Consider the following 15700-nt stretch of genomic DNA (forward strand, 5'->3'; position numbering starts at 1 on the left):
TAGCCATGCTATGCGATGATGACGAGCTGGATGCAGATGATCAACCCAGCGTTAGCTCCCTCATGCGAATTTAGATTGTGAAGGCTGCGACATTGTTTGCGAACGTCTGGAGTCAGACAAGCCTGACGCAGGTGGGAATGGCCGCAATTGGGCGTTAGCAGACGTTCGCCACTCAATGGCCCGGTTCGTCCGAAACCGGCCAATTCGGCTTTCCCGCTCAACGATTCAATTTCGGGAATCCACCGATCTATCAATGCCCGTCAGAACCGGGTCGTGATCCTCGTCGCGCTCGGCTTGGACGAGATAGAGTTGCGGTCGATAATCCTCGCGCGGCAAACCGGTTACCGTAAAAAGCTGCTCGTTGCCGATGTCCACCTTCGCCGCCGATCCCTCGATCGTCTCGTTGCTTAACGCACCGAGCAGGTGGGCATGGTCAGTGCCGCTCGTAGTGTCCCCGATCGCGTCGAAGCCGATCATCAATCCCTCGCCCATGCTGCCGGTCCAGTGACCGCCGGCGACATAGACTTTCCCGGTATAACGGGTGCCGTATGGAGCGACGTACTCCGTGAACTTCCGCGTCGGCCCAAGCACCCGCGCCTCGTAAGGGATGACGCCGAACGTGCCTTGCCGCTCGACGTCGAGAAGCGGTCCGGTCCGAACGCGATTTGCCTGGTCCGACGTGGCCGCTAGCATGAAGGTACGTCGGCGCTGACCATCTGTGAGGTCCAGCGAACGAATGCGCTTGCGATGCCCGGCCAGCGCGACGTTGAACGCAAAGCCGATCTGGATGGGACTTAAAGCGCCGAAGGGACGCCCCGTAATTGCCTCGGTCGCGGCACGCGGCGTCTGGCCCTCGATCCGGAGCACAGTCCTACCCGGTCGAACGCCCTTGACGAGCGCATCGCCGCTCCGCCTTACTTCGCGGATCCGGAACTCAATTCCGTCATAGGTGCCGAACAGGTCCGACGAGGTGGGTACGATCGCCCAATCGTCGGCATCGAACGGGCCTACAATGAAATGCGGGGGTCCAAAATTATGAGATACAAGTTGGAGCGTATCGATCTGATCCTTTTTGGATCGCGGGGCCTTCGCGGCCGTCGCGCGATCCGCAAACGCCGCGAGGACCGCATCGCCGTCGACACCCGCTCGATCGAAATACCCATATTCTTCGTGGAACAGCTTTTCGAATGACGACCATGCTTTGGCGGCATCAAAGGCCACAGGCGAGGCGGGTCGATCTTGCGCGTTGGCAGCGGCGGCCCAGAGCAGCAGCAATCCGCCTAGAGGTGCGATCAAGCGTGGTTTCGGCATCTGGCTCTTTATCCAGCAGTCGGAACGGCTAAGCAATAACGGGCCGGCCGTCCGGGTCTACCGCGTTCCCGAAAACGAACCCATAGCGGGATAGTCAACCGAACGATGGGGCCAGTAGCCTTCGCGGCATCCCCTTTTCCCGAAATCTGTTCCCGATTGCTCTTTCCCAAAATTGCCAGTCAAAGATAGAAAAGCGGGAATGATGGTGCTCAGCGGATTGCTGCTGTCAGCCTCGCGGATCGCCACGCGGGGCGTCCCGCATTCGCTTCAAGCCGTCCGGCAGCTTTGCAGCAATAAGACCCATAAACGGTTATTCAACGGCAGCTTGATGTTTCCGAAAGCGGATACTCGTTCATTTCAGTTGGCGACACGGGCGATGGTTGGTTCATTGCACGCGGCGACACACGTCTAATAGGTTCAAAATATGGCACCGCAGCGACGCACAGTCGATTACCTGCTGGAACAGACGACCGGCGCCGGCGCGGTGTCGACGAAGCCGATGTTCGGAGAGTACGGAGTCTACGTCGATGGCAAGATGATCGGGTCGATCTGCGACGATCAGCTTTATGTGAAGTCGACGGCATCCGGTCGGCTCCATGCCGAGCCGGTATCGGAAGCGTCTCCCTATTCAGGGGCCAAGCTGCACCTGCTGATCGAGGCCGATCGCTGGGACGATGCCGAATGGCTTAGTGACCTGCTGCGCGTCACTGCGGCAGAGCTTCCGATGCCCAAACCCCGGACACGGAAGCCAGGCGCGTAAGTGCCCGATTGATCTAATTGTCCTATGCGGTCCGGCAGCACATCATTGGCGACGAGGATCGCTTACTGGAAAACCCGATTTCAGACGTTCGAGCACGCTCTGGTTCGTTCCGAAGCGGTAACCCGTTCATCCTGCATCCGACGATCCTGATCGCGTCCCTGTAAATACACGGAGGGCGGTGTCAGCGACCCGGCAGACGTCAAATTGTCGAGCGACCATATCGCCGCCTTCATGCCCGAAGGCGCGACAACGTCTCGAAACTTTCGCCGCGCCGGTGATCGCATCGCTTTGCCGAAGACGTCGTATGTGCCAGTCTCCTCTTTGCGGAGGCGAAAACATCGCATGTCGCTGAAAGTCTGGGTTTGGGAATTTATGCGCAGTGAACGCGGTGGCTTGTTGGCGCGGAACAGAACGATAGCGCCTGTCGATTATCAACGCTGGCTGATTCCGCCGTGCGCGCTTGCGATCCATCTGTGCATCGGGATGGCATATGGGTTCAGCGTGTTCTGGCTGCCGCTGTCTCGCGCAATCGGCGTCACGAACCCGATCGTCTGCCAGAACCTGACGCTGCTTCAGGCGATGACGACGACAACCTGCGACTGGCGCGTCAGCGACCTGACATGGACGTACAGCCTCTTCTTCGTCGTCCTCGGCGTGTCCGCCGCAGTCTGGGGCGGCTGGCTCGAACGTGTCGGCCCGCGCAAGGCTGGCGTGGTCGCTGCGTGTTGTTGGGCGGGCGGAATGGCGATCGGCGCGGTCGGGGTGTCGATCCACCAATTGTGGCTGCTGTGGCTGGGCGCCGGGCTCATCGGCGGAATCGGATTGGGCATCGGCTATATCTCGCCGGTCTCGACGCTCATCAAGTGGTTCCCGGACAAACGCGGCATGGCCACAGGCATGGCGATCATGGGCTTCGGCGGTGGTGCCCTGGTCGGCTCGCCCCTTGCCGATCTGCTCATGAAGCATTTTGCAGGCGCGGCGGGAGTCGGCGTCTGGCAAACCATGCTCGTTCTCGCGGCCATCTACCTCGTGGCGATGCTCGCGGGTGCGTTCGGCTATCGCGTCCCGCCTGCGAACTGGACGCCAAGCGGTTGGACCGCTCCGCCGCGAGCGGCGATGAGCACCGGGACCTACGTCGATCTCAAGGACGCCCACCGAACACCGCAATTCTGGCTGATCTGGACCATATTGCTGCTGAACGTCTCGGCGTCGATCGGTATCATCGGCATCGCCTCACCCATGGTTCAGGAGATTTTCGCCGGCCGGTTGATAAGCCAGCCGGACTTGACGTTTCTTCAATTCGACGACGTCCAGAAGGCGGCTGCCGCGGCGGTCGGTGCCGGCTTTGTCGGGCTGATCAGTCTGTTCAATATCGGAGGACGCTTCTTCTGGGCGTCGATCTCCGATCGGCTCGGGCGGAAATCCACTTATGGTATAATGCTCGCGCTGGGGGCGGCGCTGTATGGCACGATCGCACCCTGGTCGGCCGGCAACGCTGTCCTGCCCGTCTTCGTGCTCAGCTTTGCCTTCATCGCCTCGATGTACGGCGGGGGATTTGCGACTGTTCCGGCCTATCTCGCCGATACCTTCGGCACGCGGTTCGTCGGTGCGATCCACGGTCGGTTGTTGACGGCATGGTCGGTGGCGGGCGTGCTCGGCCCGTTGATCGTGACCACGATGCGAGACGCACGTGTCGCGGAGGGCGCCCCGCGCGCGTCGATTTACCCCCCGATATTCCTTGTCCTGGCCGGTCTTCTCGTTTTGGGGTTCGTTGCAAATATCTTCGTAAGGCCCGTCGCCGCTCGGTTGCGGGTCGATACCCCGGACTTGGCTTCGAGTGATTCCGTCAGCGCAGATGTGAGCGCGCAGGGCGTCGCGATAACACCAAGGCGAAGCGGCCTGGCCGTACTGCTCGCCTGGGCCGCGGTCGGACTGCCTCTGCTCTGGGGCCTGTGGACAACTGCGACAAAGGCCTCCGCCCTGTTTGCCACTTGGTAGAAGGTTGTTTCCGTTAGGCTTGAGAAGATTGACCGCAACCTGCAGCGGTTTTCGCGCGAGCACTTTGATCCACTCCCAGGAGACCCGTGTGCTTTGACGGTCGGTAGGGTCGCGATTACGCCGGGCCAGCGGCCAGTGCCCGTCGGGCGCGTAACGCTCCGCCCCAAGGGTGGAATGCCGCTAACCGTCACCGGGCTTCAAGGCGCTTGAAGAAAAATCCCGCGGGCTTTTCTGCCTTGTTCGACGAACAGGCGACCGTGAGGGTGTTCGTCCGGTTAAAGGCGTTCCGCGGCTTCGATTGACGCGCTTCTGACCCAAAGTCGGTCATTCGCGGGCCGTTCGAGGCTGTCCACTTTGGGCCGTTCATTCATGTTGCAGGGTGGTGTCGGCCAATTGATCACGGCCAACATGCCGCTGGCTCTCCCAAAAAGGATGGAGTTTCGGGAATGGAAGTGAGCCAGACCAAGGCAAATCTACGCCGTCAACCGCAACTGCCACGTCTCTCCCTGAACCGGCTCCCCAAACTCGTGGTGGACTTCGGTCGCAATGCATTCGAACCCGTGGTGCGCGTAGATACGGCGAGCGGCGTCCAGCACAGTATGCGTCCAGAGGATGATCCGATCATATTGCCTATCGCGGGCGAACCGGACGCATTCATCCACCAGCGCGCCGCCAATGCCTCGCCGGCGGGCAAATGGTTCGACATGCAACAGGCGAAGACGGGCCAAACTGTCACCCTCATCCGTGAGGAAGACCGCCCCAGCCATGGTGCCACTGAGGTCCGCGACCCAGCATTCTTCACGGCCTGGTTTGAAGCGTCGCAAGAACGCAGCGGTCGTCTCGGCCTCTAGCGTTTCCAGTTCACGCCCCCAGCCATGGCTCGCGGCATAAAGGATCGATTGTCGGGCAGCCACCTGACTGACCTCGCCGATACGGGCCGATCGAATGATGAACTCAGCTGGGGCGTCGGGATCGAGCAACAGCCGCGCTTTGGTCAGCGCCTGAACTAGGTCATCCTGCGCTACGGCATCAAGCCGGTTAAGATCATGAGCGACCGCGGCGCGCTGCCGCTGGTCGATCTTATCGAAAGCCTCACGTCCCGCTTCGGTCATTCGGATGGGACGGGTGCGTGCATCCGCTTCAAAACGGTCCCGCATGATCCACCCGCGGTCCTCAAACCTCGCGATCATGCGGCTGAGGTAACCCCGATCAAGGCCCAATGCGGCCTGCAACAAGTTCGCCTGAACCGGTTCCTGCCGGGCAATTTCAAACAGTAGGCGCGCTTCAGGCAGGTTTGCCTCGGTATCTAGAAACCGGGCGTCAATAGCTCCCACATGTCGGGTGAAGAAGCGGTTGAAGGTTCGGATGGCTTCGATTGCGGGGTCCATACCGCATAACAAACCAGAATGTTGACCAAGTCAACTATCCTTGTTTCAGATTACGAACGCTCATCAGGAAGGTGAGGGCTTTGCCAAGACGATCGAGTTTTGAGAAGCGGCGTCAGTGGACCTGATCTGCTATCGAAGCGGAACAGCGACGGCGGGGGACGGAATGCCGACGGCTCATCTTGTTTTCGGCTTCTTAGGGTCGGGAAAGACGACGTTAGCCAAGAGGCTTGAGCTTCAACATAGCGCCGTCCGCTTCACGCCTGACGAATGGATGGCACGCCTATTTGGCGAAGACCCGCCCGCCGACACGTTTTAGGACAGGGCGACCGCCCTCCTTGATATCATGCAGCCTATTTGGATACGCTGCCTATCGTTGGGTCTCGACGTTGTTCTCGATTACGGCTTCTGGTCTCGGGCGGAACGGGATCGCGTGCGGGCTGCCGTCGAGGAAATTGGGGGCATCCCTATGTTGTGGGCTGTAAGCTGTTCCGATGACGACGCCCGAAAGCGCATCGCCCTCAGAAATGAGGCCGCTCGCCGTAGCTTATATATCGCCCCTGCCACCTTCGACATTCTCAAGGCGCGGGTTGAGCCTTTGGGGATGGACGAGCCGCATTCGGTAGCGTGAACACACCGGCGCAGCTTATTCCAAAAGGATCGTTCGATGGGAAAGCTTCGGCTTTCCCGAAACCCGTATCGCTCCCTAAACCGGGAAAGGACTGACGTTGTGCGCGGTGTCAAACCCGTTCGGTTTAACACCGCTTCACGTCACGGTTGCGCTCGACCATGTTCGTCCATTATGGCCGCAAGATTATGAATTTGGTTCGGAGCGAACACCGTAATACCGTGGCGGCGAAGTAATGCCGCGGCGATCCCCTCACCCGTATGACGGCGCCCGGTAAAACTTCCATCATATATGAAAGCACTACCACAAGACGGACTGCCGTCGATCAGCAGCGCGAAGCGGCAACCCTGATCGACTGCTAGTTTCAGCGCCGCGCCAGCCCCCTGAACGAAGGCCGAGGTGATATCCGCCCCACCTATGTCAACTACCCGACCACGACCTTCCAGCACGTCCCGTCCGTCAAGGGTATCGGCGATCTCCGCTGGCAGGCGCGGTGTCGGCAGGCCGCCCAACGCCTCGGGACAGACCGCCACCACGCGGCCTTCACGACGCCAGCGACTAAACGCATCATCATAAAGCGTCTTGGCCGTTCCGTCGTACCGCACCGGTCTGCCAAGGAGGCAGGCGCTGACGAGGAGCTTGGGAGGTTCGACCATGGCAACATCATATCAGGATCGAGCCGCATGTCATCGCTGTGCGGCGGCAAGCGGTGCCGGCGCTCGGCGACATTCGTAGCCGCTTACCAGACGCTACGTCGTCTTCAAAACATCCCAAGAAACGGTGAGTTTCGGGAAGGCGTTTCCGTTCCCGATCAACGATGGTGAAACGCCCCCCCCCCCCACCGGCGACTCTAATCCATTCCAAGACTGTTGACTCCGTGTAACCCTAGAGTTACCCATGTAACCCTAGGGTTACCAAGGGAGCGCGCATATGCAATCGATCGTCGCCGAACGTGCGGAGCGTTTGTCGAAGCACAGAGCGATAGCCGCCATCATTATGGGCACAATTCTAGCAGCAACGCAGACGCAGCGCATGGACGCGAGTGGGGCCGGTCCGATCACTTGGATCATTACCGGCGTTGTCGTTGCGATCTTCCTGCTGTGGGCAAGCGGTCTATTCCGCAACACCGCGTTGCGCGGCATTCTCAACGATGAGGGAAGCGACGTTAGCAGACGGCGCTCATTGATGATCGGCTTCTGGAATATGCTCGCCACAGCCGTGGTTTGCTACATTCTGACATACGTAAAAGATTATGGGCCGCGAGACGCCATCCAGATAATTATGTCCGTGGGCATCTGTTCTGCTCTGATAAGCTTTGGGGTCGCGGAACGTGTTTCGGCGCGTCAATGACCGAGCGTTTACTGAACGCGCTTCGCGCAGAACGGGAGCGCCTAAGCTTGACCCAAGCGGATCTCGCAGAGCGCGTCGGTGTATCTCGTAAGACGATCAATACCATTGAGAACTTGGTCTTTTCGCCCTCCGCGTTGCTGGCGCTGAAGATCGCTCGCAATCTCGACAAGCGGGTGGAAGACCTGTTCTGGATTAGCGGCGAGGAGTAAAGGAGCTTTCGCAAAAGGATGGTGAATTGGGAATCGTAGCAGCGAGCGGAGAACGCCTCCCTTTAGTGCCGATCATGGCTTATGACGGCGTATGTCCCCGTTACCCATTCGTGACACTTAAGTCCTAGTCACTGGAGCTTCGTCCGGCTTGGGCCGTGCTGCGGCTCTGCATTTGGCGGAAACGTACCGGGCCAAACCGCGCATAGTTGGGCGACGAGCGAACAACCTCGAAGCTTTGCGACACGAAATTCGGACCAAATTCGATGTGTCCTGTGAGGCCATTGTAGCCGACCAAAGCACGACAGATGGACGGCGGCTCATCGCTACCCGTGTCGCCGAACTGGAAGCAACTGCGGCTTTGCTCGCGGCCGGCGTAACCACCGTTGGACTTTTCGATGCAGATCGGATGGCAGATTATAACGGGGTGATCGACACGGTGGCACTGATACGACCCGACCATGCTCATTACCTCCCCCGTCAAACCGCGATATCTATAAGCTCCGACAGGGTTGCGACCAATCGATCCGGCTTTCCCAAAAAACGAATGGTGACTGGTGCGGGCGGCTACCCAGGGATGGTTGAGCGGGAAAGTGAGTGCATTCCCGAGACCCGTCTCGACCGCCGAAACGGGAAACAATCGGCGTCCGTGTCGATCGATGACAAGCGGGTATTAAGCGACCTTCCGCTTGTAGGTGGCGTCCGATTTCCAAGGCGCCAGTTCGACCAGCCACCAATCGGGTCTAGCGTTAAATCGGAGCGGAAGCTCTCCGGAGCCGATGCCTCCCGTGACGATCGTAACGCGACGAGGCTCAACGATACGGCCACAGCTATATTTCTGATCGTAGAGTCGTCGCCCACGCGAGTATTGCACTATTGGGCCTACCACAGGAGCGACCAACTGTCCGCAATGAGTATGCCCTGCAAAAAGAACGGTCATGTTCTTTGGCATATCAGGTGCCAAGTCCGGAGAGTGTGTGAAAGCAATCGGTATGCCGCCCAGCTTAGCGGCCCGCTGAGCGGAACGAGCGATGTTGTCGTGACCCGAAAATCGATCGTCTATTCCGACGATCGTGATCGCTCCGCGTCTGATCGCATCATTCTCCAAGACGAAAACGCCTGCGCTCCGAAGACTTGACCGAACGGCTTCAGGATCAGTCCAGTGATCGTGATTGCCCAGAACGGCGAATACACCACCTGGCGCGCGCAACGAAGCAAGCGGTGCGAGATCCAGTGCACGACGGGCAGTGCCTTTGTAACTCTCGCCAATAACGAAGTCTCCAGCAAGGAGTACGATATCCGGATGGGCTTCGTTCACAGCATCGACGATACTACGTAACCGCTTCGGACGCATAACAAGATTGCCGACATGAATATCTGACAGCAGCGCGATCCGCACCGGTTCGGTGCCCTTAGGCAAGGCGTACAACCGAATGGTGGCAGTACGCGTGACCGGGAAAGACATCGCATTGTGAAGGCCAACGCAGCCAGTGACAAGAAGCCCCACGGTCAACGCCAGCGCACAAGATATCAACCTGTACGTCCGTCGTCGCATCTCGTTCGACTCCATTGTGAGTTTCGGCTCATAGGGCAATACGCATTCGCCTTGAAAGCGAGATCCGGCTTTCCCAAAAACGAACCCACCACGGGCTAGCTTCCCTAACGATGCTGCTGTCATCCTCTCGGATCGCCACGCGGAGCGCCCCGCATTCGGTGTAAACCATCCGAGCTTTGCAGTAGTAGACCCAGTAGCGGTCATTCCTGGCGAATATTCGCATCCCCAACTTCTGCCGTTCATTTACCTGTGCATCATCGAACTGCGGCGCCGCTGGAACGGCGAGAATTTCGGCATTTCTGCCTCGCAGCTTCAAGGATCGAAATGATCAAAAGCGGCTACCGCCGATGGCGTCACAACCGTTCGGGCCTGTTAAGAAACTGCTCGGCTGGGTTGATCGCGGGGTGCCGCATTATCCGGACGAGGCTCAAATCAAATCCGACATCGAACCCCATCTATCGCACGATCGCGAGCGTGTGCGGGCCTCGCGTCACCGGGATCGAGTGGCGCGTCTTGACCATTTCGACCCGCTCCGGATCGAGCGGGTCGCCTTCAATGCGCCAGAAGTCGATGGAGCCCCTAGCGCGCGGATCGTCGAACTGACTAAAGACCGTCACGGCAACAAAGCGGCTGCTGTTGTCGAAGACGGCCATTTCGGGGAGGGCGCCGTCAAAGGCGTAATCTCCAACCCGCTTCAGACGGCCCGTCTGCGGATCCAATCGAATGAGCGACATCGAGGCGTAGCGGGTCATGTCGGCGTCGCCGGGTCGCGGCGTGCTGCGCTCCAAGTTCGCCGTAATCACGAAGCGGCCGTCCGGGCTTACGTCCATGCCCTCGGGGATCACGCCCGTCTCGACCCGATCGACGAAGCGATGCCGAGGCTGGTTGTCAGCGTCGATCGACGCCGCAACGCGGTAACTGTCGACCGAGCCACGCGGGGCCCCGCTGAACTCGAGATTGAAGTCCGCCGAAGCGTAGCTGCCGTTGACCAAGACGTGACGAGCGTCGGGGGTGAAGCGAACCAGATAGGAGTCCTTCTCGACGGTGAGCGTATTGCCCCAGCGGGAAAGGGAAATATCGCCGTTCGCGGTTGTCGCAAAGCGTACGAACGAAAGCTGCGCGTTCGACACGTCAACGAGAGCCAACACTGGCTCGCGCGGGTGGAAGGCCGCTGCGATGATCGTCGCGCCCGGTTTCCAATCCGGCAACGTCGGCGTCATGGCGGCCGAGAGACGCCCCGCCGCCAGCTTGTACAAGGCGATCGGCGGCGTACCTGATTTCGCACGGTGCGTGATCGCAACCAGGGTCCCGGTCGGGTCAATCGCGACAGCCAATGGCGCCTCAAAGCCCTCGACCCGTTGAACTATGAGCGGCTTTTCCGGCTGCCTCAGATCGACAAGCGAAATAAGACGTCCCGCCCCTAATTGCGACAGGCGCGTCGTCGCCGCGCTTCGCCTCGCGCCTACGGTTTCGATCACTACCGCGTAACGTCCATCGGGGGTAACCGCGACGGAAGACGGTGGCCCCGCGACGGAGTTGCTGACGGCTACCTCGACGGCGCGGTAATCAGCATTCCGGCCGTCGAGCCGGACGACGGAGAGTGCGTCCGGGCCGACCGCGGGTCCAAGCAGATCGTCCTTATAGGCAGAAGGCAGCATGTCAGCATCCGACACGGACACAAGTAGCCGTCCCTCGAAGCGTGGCGGGGCCCTCGAAGCAGAGGGTTCAGCGGTTTGTGCGACAACCGGCACAGCGAGGCACAGCGTGACCGATGACAGTAAAGCGACGATCTTCATATTTTGGCTCCTCGGCATCTAGGACTGCGGTGCGTGTGGGTCACTCTAAGATACCGCCGCACCGGCGGATTTTACGGAGCTGCCGCTAGGCGAGCTGTGAGCTGTCGATGGGCGGCGCCCCACGAGCGAGACGTCACCGATCACCTTGGGTTTACCCTCGGACGTCCGCGCTCCCGAACGCGATCTGGTTGCGCGCGGCTGAATCGAACAGGCCGTACAGGAACGGCTGTTGACCACCGCTGACGTCGTCGAGCGCAGTGCGGTGATTGAGTGGCAGGACCAGGTCGAGCGATGCGGCATTGTCGGTGACCTGTTCGGCCCGGCTGACGCCCATCAGCGTGGAGGCAACGGCCGGCCGGCCGACGACCCAGGCTAAGGCGACCCGCGCCGGCGTTTCGCCCATCTCTCCGGCGACGCGCGTCAACACGTCGACAGTCTGCCAGTTGCGCTCGGTGAACAACGTGCCCCCGAACGGATTGTCGCCATCAAGCCGCTTGTCATCGGCCGGCCGGGCTTCTTCTTCGACCGCGCCCTGATTCGGCACGCCGCCCGTCGCCTTCGGTCCTGCCTCGACCGTGGCACGGTCGCACTTGCCGGTGAGCAAGCCATAAGGGAGCGGGCTCCACGGCACAGCCCGAGGCCGGCCGAGCGCGCCAGCGGTACATGCTCGGTCTCCACCGCCCGTTCGACCATTGAATAGAAATACTGCAACCCGACGGGGCCGGGCTGACCTTGGGTTTGCACGAGCGTCGCGACCTCGGCGACGTACCAAGCAGGAGTATTGGACATGCCCTAGTACCGGATGTTCCCCGCCGTGACGAGGTTGGTCATCGTTCGCAGAAGCTCCTCGGCCGGGGTCAAGCCATCCCAGATGTACACCCAGTAAAGGTCGATGAAGTCCGTCCGCAAACGACCAAGCGAGCCGTCAACCGAAGCCATGACCTGACGCGCGCCGTTGCCGCCGGCATGGAACCCACACCCGTCAGCGAACCCCGACTTGCTCGCGATCACCGTCCTGTCACGCAGGCGCCGCTCGGCGACGAACGTGCCAACCATCTCCTCCGACCGCCCGCCGGCATAGACATCAGCAGTGTCGATGAAGTTCCCGCCCAGCTCGGTATAGCGATCAAGCACGGCACGGTTGCCGGCTTCGTCGAGACCCAAACGCAGGGTGCCGAACGTCATGGTGCCGAGCGCCAGGGGACTGACGAGCAGACCGGAGCGGCCGAGCGGGCGATAAGTTTCGAGGTTCATAGAGAGCGTCCTTAGAAAACCGCTTGACGCCAAGATGGACACGATAGCCGCGTACGATTAGGCGGTGGCAGGCGCATGGGTCGCTGAAGTATATTCAGCAATCGATAGCGATCTATGGTCAGGCCTCGCGGTATTTGCTTCGATCGTCGAGGCCGGCAGCTTCGCGCAGGCCGCTACCCGGCTTGGCTTACCGGCCTCCGCCCTCAGCCACGCGATGCGATCGGTCGAGACGAAGCTCGGCGTTCGTCTGCTAGGTCGAACCACGCGGTCGCTGTCGCCGACCTGCGCCAGTCGGCAGACTCACGATGCTCGACCTTGGTAAGCACGGATAATCGACTTCAAGTCTTCGCAAGATAGCACTCGCCGTTTCGAGTGTGGTCAGTCCTCATGTCGCTGGTGCCTAGGATGTCGAGATAGGCACGTGACATGAGCTTTAGTTGCGCACGAAAGGCAGGCAGGCGCTCGATCGTCCCGTCCTGTTCGAACAGGACGCGGGTACCTCCGGTCACGACCGCGACCCAGCTGAACACGATGGTGTCGAGCGTTTCGGGTTGGCCGCCATGCGCATGTTCCAGGAGGCCGCGCACCGCCTGATGCAGCCGGGCAAGCATGGCAGCGCCCAAGTCCTGCATGTCGAGCTCGGTCGAGGCGTGATACAAAGCTCGCGATACCGCGACATCGCCGGCCTTCGCGTCGATATACGCATCGACGAACAGATCAGCGCAATCGGCCAGCGACATTCCACCATGCACGCGGCAGGCTCGTTCAACGGCTTCGCCGGCCTTGTCGAGGTGCCGACCAACCAGGGCATAGAGCAGCGCCTCTTTCCCCGGGAAATACTGGTACAGCGTTCCGATCGATACCCCCGCCTTCTCGGCGATGCGGTTCGTCGTCAACGCCCTAGCGCCGCCCTGCAGCAAAACCTGAATGGTCGCCTCGAAAATGGCCTCGATTGTCGCCTGTGAGCGCGCCTGTATCGGCATTTTCCGCGGCTTCAGCTTGGCCGGTGATCGTGCCGTCATATGCGAGTACAATGTGTGAGCATTTGCTCATATGTCTTGAGAGGGGATACGTTTGCAACAAAGGATGAATATGACTGACACCAACGTTCGCGGCGCGCTTGCAATAGCGCAGGATTATGTCCGTTTCATCGAGACCGGAGATCGTGACGGTATTGCCCGGTCTCTGGCCGATAATGTCGAGCAGATATTTCCAATCTCGGTCGAAGCGAGCGGAGATCCAATGGGCATCTTCTCCGGCAAGGAGGAAGTCGTCGATTATACCTACGGGTTGTTCCGCAAGTTCAGTGGACTTTGGTGGCCCAGTCCGGAATGGAGCGAATCGGTCGATCGTAAGCGCGCGTTCTTCGAAGCACGCGGGAGCGCGACGGTTGCACACTCGGGCGTTCCATACAGCAACGTCTACATCACCCGCTTCGATGTGGAGAACGGCCTCATCACGCGAATAGCGGAGTACGCCAACGCCAACCTGTATGTGTCGCTCGGTATCGAACCCACGCCGACCGAGATTAAGGCTGTGGAGCGCGTCCAGGCACGGCGCTAGGCCAGGGCGGCCGCTGTCGACACAGCGGCCCTTTCGATGTGAACCGGGCCGGCTTGGCCAGCCCGGTTCGATGCCGATTAGTTGACGCGGGCGTTAAGCAGGTCTTCCAGACCGATGCGGCGGAACATCTCGGCGCGGACCCGATCGGACATGGCGTTGACGATCTCCGCGCCGTCCTGCGACGGATCGATGTGGACACGGAACGGGCGCTTGCCGTGGGCGGTATCGACGACCGTGACGATGGCGCGAGCGACATCGGCGGCATCGGCATCCGCAGGCTCCAGACCAGCCAGACCCTTCATCGCCGTGTCCGGGATATCGGCACCCGGACCCTCGGCATACTCTGCCGCGCGCACCTCATCGGCGGGCTTGCCGCTGTGGGTGAAGTGATTGGTGCCGCTGGTGAAGGCACCAGGCACGATAATCGAGGTTTCCACGCCCCACCGGGCCAGCTCGCCGGCATAACTGACCGCCAGGCTATCCATCGCGGCCTTCGCTGCGAAATAGGGAGAGAGATAGGGCGGCGTACCGCCACGGGCGCTGCTAGACGACACCCAGAGCACCAGGCCCTTGCCCTGCTTGCGCAGCTGCGGGAGCGCGGCGCGGTTAACCCGCTGCGTCGACAGCACGTTGATGTCGTAGAGGTCGGCGAACTGTTCCGGCGTGAAGGCCTCGGCCGGGCCGAAACTCATATGCCCCGCATTTTGGATGACGACATCGAGGCGGCCGCAATCGGCGATGATCTGGGCAATTCCGGCTTCGACCGAGGCATCGGACTGAACGTCCAGCTCGACCGCGCGCAGATCGACACCGTGTTCGGCGGCATAAGTGGCGACCGCTTCGACCTGCGGTGCATTGCGCCCTGTGGTGGCCCGCATTCCAGCAAAGACGGTGTGACCGGCCAGGGCGAGCTGGCGAGCGGTGAGCGCGCCGAAGCCGCTGGAAGCGCCGGTGACGATGATGATCTGCTTGGTCATAATGGTTTCTTCCCGTGTCAGGATGGTTGAAGAGATGTCCGGGGAGGAGGCTGGTTCAGATCATGCCGCCATTGGCGCGCAGCACCTGACCGTTGATCCAGCCGCCATCAGGGCCGGTGAGAAAGGCGACGGCGCAGGCGATGTCTTCCGGTGTGCCGAGACGTTCGAGCGGGTTCATCTTGGACATGCGCTCGATCAGCTCGGGCGACTTGCCATCGAGGAACAGCGCGGTCGTCGTAGGTCCGGGAGCGACCGCGTTGACGGTGATCGACCGGCCGCGCAGTTCCTTGGACATCACCGCCGTCATGGCTTCGACCGCTGCCTTGGTGGCGACATAGACACCGTAGGTTTCCAGGCGGAGGCCGACGACGGTGGTGGAGAAGTTGACGATCCGGCCGCCGTCACGCAGGCGCTTGCCGGCTTCGCGCAGCGTGTTGAACGTGCCTTTGAGGTTGATCGCGATCTGGCTATCGAAGAGCGCGTCGTCGCTGTCGGCGATGCTTGCCAGCTTCATGATGCCGGCATTGTTGACCAGCACATCGACACCGCCGAAGGCCGCCTCGGCACTCTCGAACATGCGGGCGACTGCCGCGGCATCGCTCACGTCCGCTTGTGCAGTGATGGCGCGGCCACCAGCGGCTTCGATCCTGGCGACCACGTCTTCGGCCGATTTCAGGCTGCCTGCATAGTTGACGATGACGGTGAAGCCGTCCTGACCGAGGCGCTGCGCGATACTGGCCCCGATGCCGCGCGATGCGCCGGTGACGATTGCGACCTTGCCGTTCTGTTCGATGCTCATGGTCTGTCTCCTGTTCGATCCCGACCGCTGCGGTTGGGCATGGAGACTATTTGGCTGATGACAGGGCGCAGATAATCACCCAAGAACGAGCATCACTGTTCGTGCAACACAAACAATG

17 protein-coding genes and 1 pseudogene are annotated in these 15700 nt (G+C 60.7%); 7 read left to right on the forward strand and 11 right to left on the reverse strand.

Annotation, left to right across the window (positions count from 1 at the left end):
• Nucleotides 1-225 precede the first annotated feature (225 nt).
• On the reverse strand, nt 226-1275 hold the full coding sequence (locus IEX50_RS14085; RefSeq protein ID WP_157177107.1) for a hypothetical protein: 1050 nt from the start codon (nt 1273-1275) through the stop codon (nt 226-228).
• 460 nt (nt 1276-1735) lie between these two features.
• Between IEX50_RS14085 and IEX50_RS14090 the strand changes: the two genes are divergently transcribed.
• Complete coding sequence (locus IEX50_RS14090) at nt 1736-2071, forward strand: TfoX/Sxy family protein (RefSeq protein WP_157177106.1); 336 nt, start codon at nt 1736-1738, stop codon at nt 2069-2071.
• Between the two features lie 342 nt (nt 2072-2413).
• A complete protein-coding gene (locus tag IEX50_RS14095) occupies nt 2414-4069 on the forward strand; it encodes an OFA family MFS transporter (protein WP_229674056.1) in 1656 nt (551 codons plus the stop codon).
• A gap of 473 nt (nt 4070-4542) precedes the next feature.
• Here the strand turns inward: IEX50_RS14095 and IEX50_RS14100 are convergent, their stop codons facing one another.
• Nucleotides 4543-5457, reverse strand: a complete 915-nt coding sequence (locus tag IEX50_RS14100; protein WP_157177105.1) for a bifunctional helix-turn-helix transcriptional regulator/GNAT family N-acetyltransferase — start codon at nt 5455-5457, stop codon at nt 4543-4545.
• A gap of 163 nt (nt 5458-5620) precedes the next feature.
• Here IEX50_RS14100 and IEX50_RS17805 point away from each other — a divergent pair.
• Nucleotides 5621-6085, forward strand: a pseudogene (locus IEX50_RS17805) (P-loop nucleotide/nucleoside kinase family protein).
• A 140-nt stretch (nt 6086-6225) separates the two neighbouring features.
• On the opposite strand, the gene IEX50_RS14115 reads toward IEX50_RS17805, so the two are convergent.
• Complete coding sequence (locus IEX50_RS14115) at nt 6226-6738, reverse strand: 2-thiouracil desulfurase family protein (protein WP_157177102.1); 513 nt, start codon at nt 6736-6738, stop codon at nt 6226-6228.
• 274 nt (nt 6739-7012) lie between these two features.
• Here IEX50_RS14115 and IEX50_RS14120 point away from each other — a divergent pair, with 274 nt between their 5' ends.
• Both IEX50_RS14120 and IEX50_RS14125 read left to right on the forward strand, forming a co-directional pair.
• Nucleotides 7013-7432 (forward strand): hypothetical protein, encoded by a 420-nt coding sequence (locus IEX50_RS14120; RefSeq protein WP_157177101.1) that lies wholly within the window; start codon nt 7013-7015, stop codon nt 7430-7432.
• Nucleotides 7429-7641 (forward strand): helix-turn-helix transcriptional regulator, encoded by a 213-nt coding sequence (locus IEX50_RS14125; protein ID WP_157177100.1) that lies wholly within the window; start codon nt 7429-7431, stop codon nt 7639-7641. Before IEX50_RS14120 ends, IEX50_RS14125 begins: the two co-directional genes overlap by 4 nt.
• Before the next feature lie 124 nt (nt 7642-7765).
• On the opposite strand, the gene IEX50_RS14130 is transcribed toward IEX50_RS14125, so the two are convergent.
• The 5 genes from IEX50_RS14130 to IEX50_RS17520 all read right to left on the reverse strand — a co-directional run bounded on the left by IEX50_RS14130 (nt 7766) and on the right by IEX50_RS17520 (nt 12243).
• Nucleotides 7766-8101 (reverse strand): hypothetical protein, encoded by a 336-nt coding sequence (locus IEX50_RS14130; protein WP_188699491.1) that lies wholly within the window; start codon nt 8099-8101, stop codon nt 7766-7768.
• A 210-nt stretch (nt 8102-8311) separates the two neighbouring features.
• Nucleotides 8312-9103 carry a metallophosphoesterase gene (locus IEX50_RS14135; RefSeq protein ID WP_188699493.1) on the reverse strand — a complete coding sequence of 264 codons (792 nt, stop codon included), beginning with the start codon at nt 9101-9103 and terminating at the stop codon, nt 8312-8314.
• A 545-nt stretch (nt 9104-9648) separates the two neighbouring features.
• Nucleotides 9649-10989 (reverse strand): lactonase family protein, encoded by a 1341-nt coding sequence (locus tag IEX50_RS14140; RefSeq protein WP_157177097.1) that lies wholly within the window; start codon nt 10987-10989, stop codon nt 9649-9651.
• 151 nt (nt 10990-11140) lie between these two features.
• The gene (locus IEX50_RS17515) at nt 11141-11593 is read right to left on the reverse strand and encodes an aldo/keto reductase (protein ID WP_198350688.1); all 453 of its coding nucleotides are present in this window, start codon (nt 11591-11593) and stop codon (nt 11141-11143) included.
• A 188-nt stretch (nt 11594-11781) separates the two neighbouring features.
• Entirely contained in the window at nt 11782-12243 is a 462-nt protein-coding gene (locus IEX50_RS17520) for an aldo/keto reductase (protein ID WP_198350687.1), read from the reverse strand.
• Between the two features lie 64 nt (nt 12244-12307).
• Here IEX50_RS17520 and IEX50_RS14150 point away from each other — a divergent pair, with 64 nt between their 5' ends.
• Entirely contained in the window at nt 12308-12565 is a 258-nt protein-coding gene (locus tag IEX50_RS14150) for a helix-turn-helix domain-containing protein (RefSeq protein WP_229674058.1), read from the forward strand.
• Nucleotides 12566-12581: 16 nt separating this feature from the next.
• Here the strand turns inward: IEX50_RS14150 and IEX50_RS14155 are convergent, their stop codons facing one another.
• A complete protein-coding gene (locus IEX50_RS14155; RefSeq protein WP_188699496.1) occupies nt 12582-13226 on the reverse strand; it encodes a TetR/AcrR family transcriptional regulator in 645 nt (214 codons plus the stop codon).
• Between the two features lie 109 nt (nt 13227-13335).
• On the opposite strand from IEX50_RS14155, the gene IEX50_RS14160 reads away from it, so the two are divergent.
• Nucleotides 13336-13806, forward strand: a complete 471-nt coding sequence (locus IEX50_RS14160; RefSeq protein WP_157177095.1) for a nuclear transport factor 2 family protein — start codon at nt 13336-13338, stop codon at nt 13804-13806.
• A 77-nt stretch (nt 13807-13883) separates the two neighbouring features.
• On the opposite strand, the gene IEX50_RS14165 is transcribed toward IEX50_RS14160, so the two are convergent.
• Both IEX50_RS14165 and IEX50_RS14170 read right to left on the reverse strand, forming a co-directional pair.
• On the reverse strand, nt 13884-14783 hold the full coding sequence (locus IEX50_RS14165) for an SDR family oxidoreductase (protein WP_157177094.1): 900 nt from the start codon (nt 14781-14783) through the stop codon (nt 13884-13886).
• Between the two features lie 55 nt (nt 14784-14838).
• The gene (locus IEX50_RS14170; RefSeq protein WP_157177093.1) at nt 14839-15582 is read right to left on the reverse strand and encodes an SDR family oxidoreductase; all 744 of its coding nucleotides are present in this window, start codon (nt 15580-15582) and stop codon (nt 14839-14841) included.
• Between the last annotated feature and the right edge of the window lie 118 nt (nt 15583-15700).

The organism is Sphingomonas prati (genome assembly GCF_014643515.1).
GTDB lineage: Bacteria > Pseudomonadota > Alphaproteobacteria > Sphingomonadales > Sphingomonadaceae > Sphingomonas_R > Sphingomonas_R prati.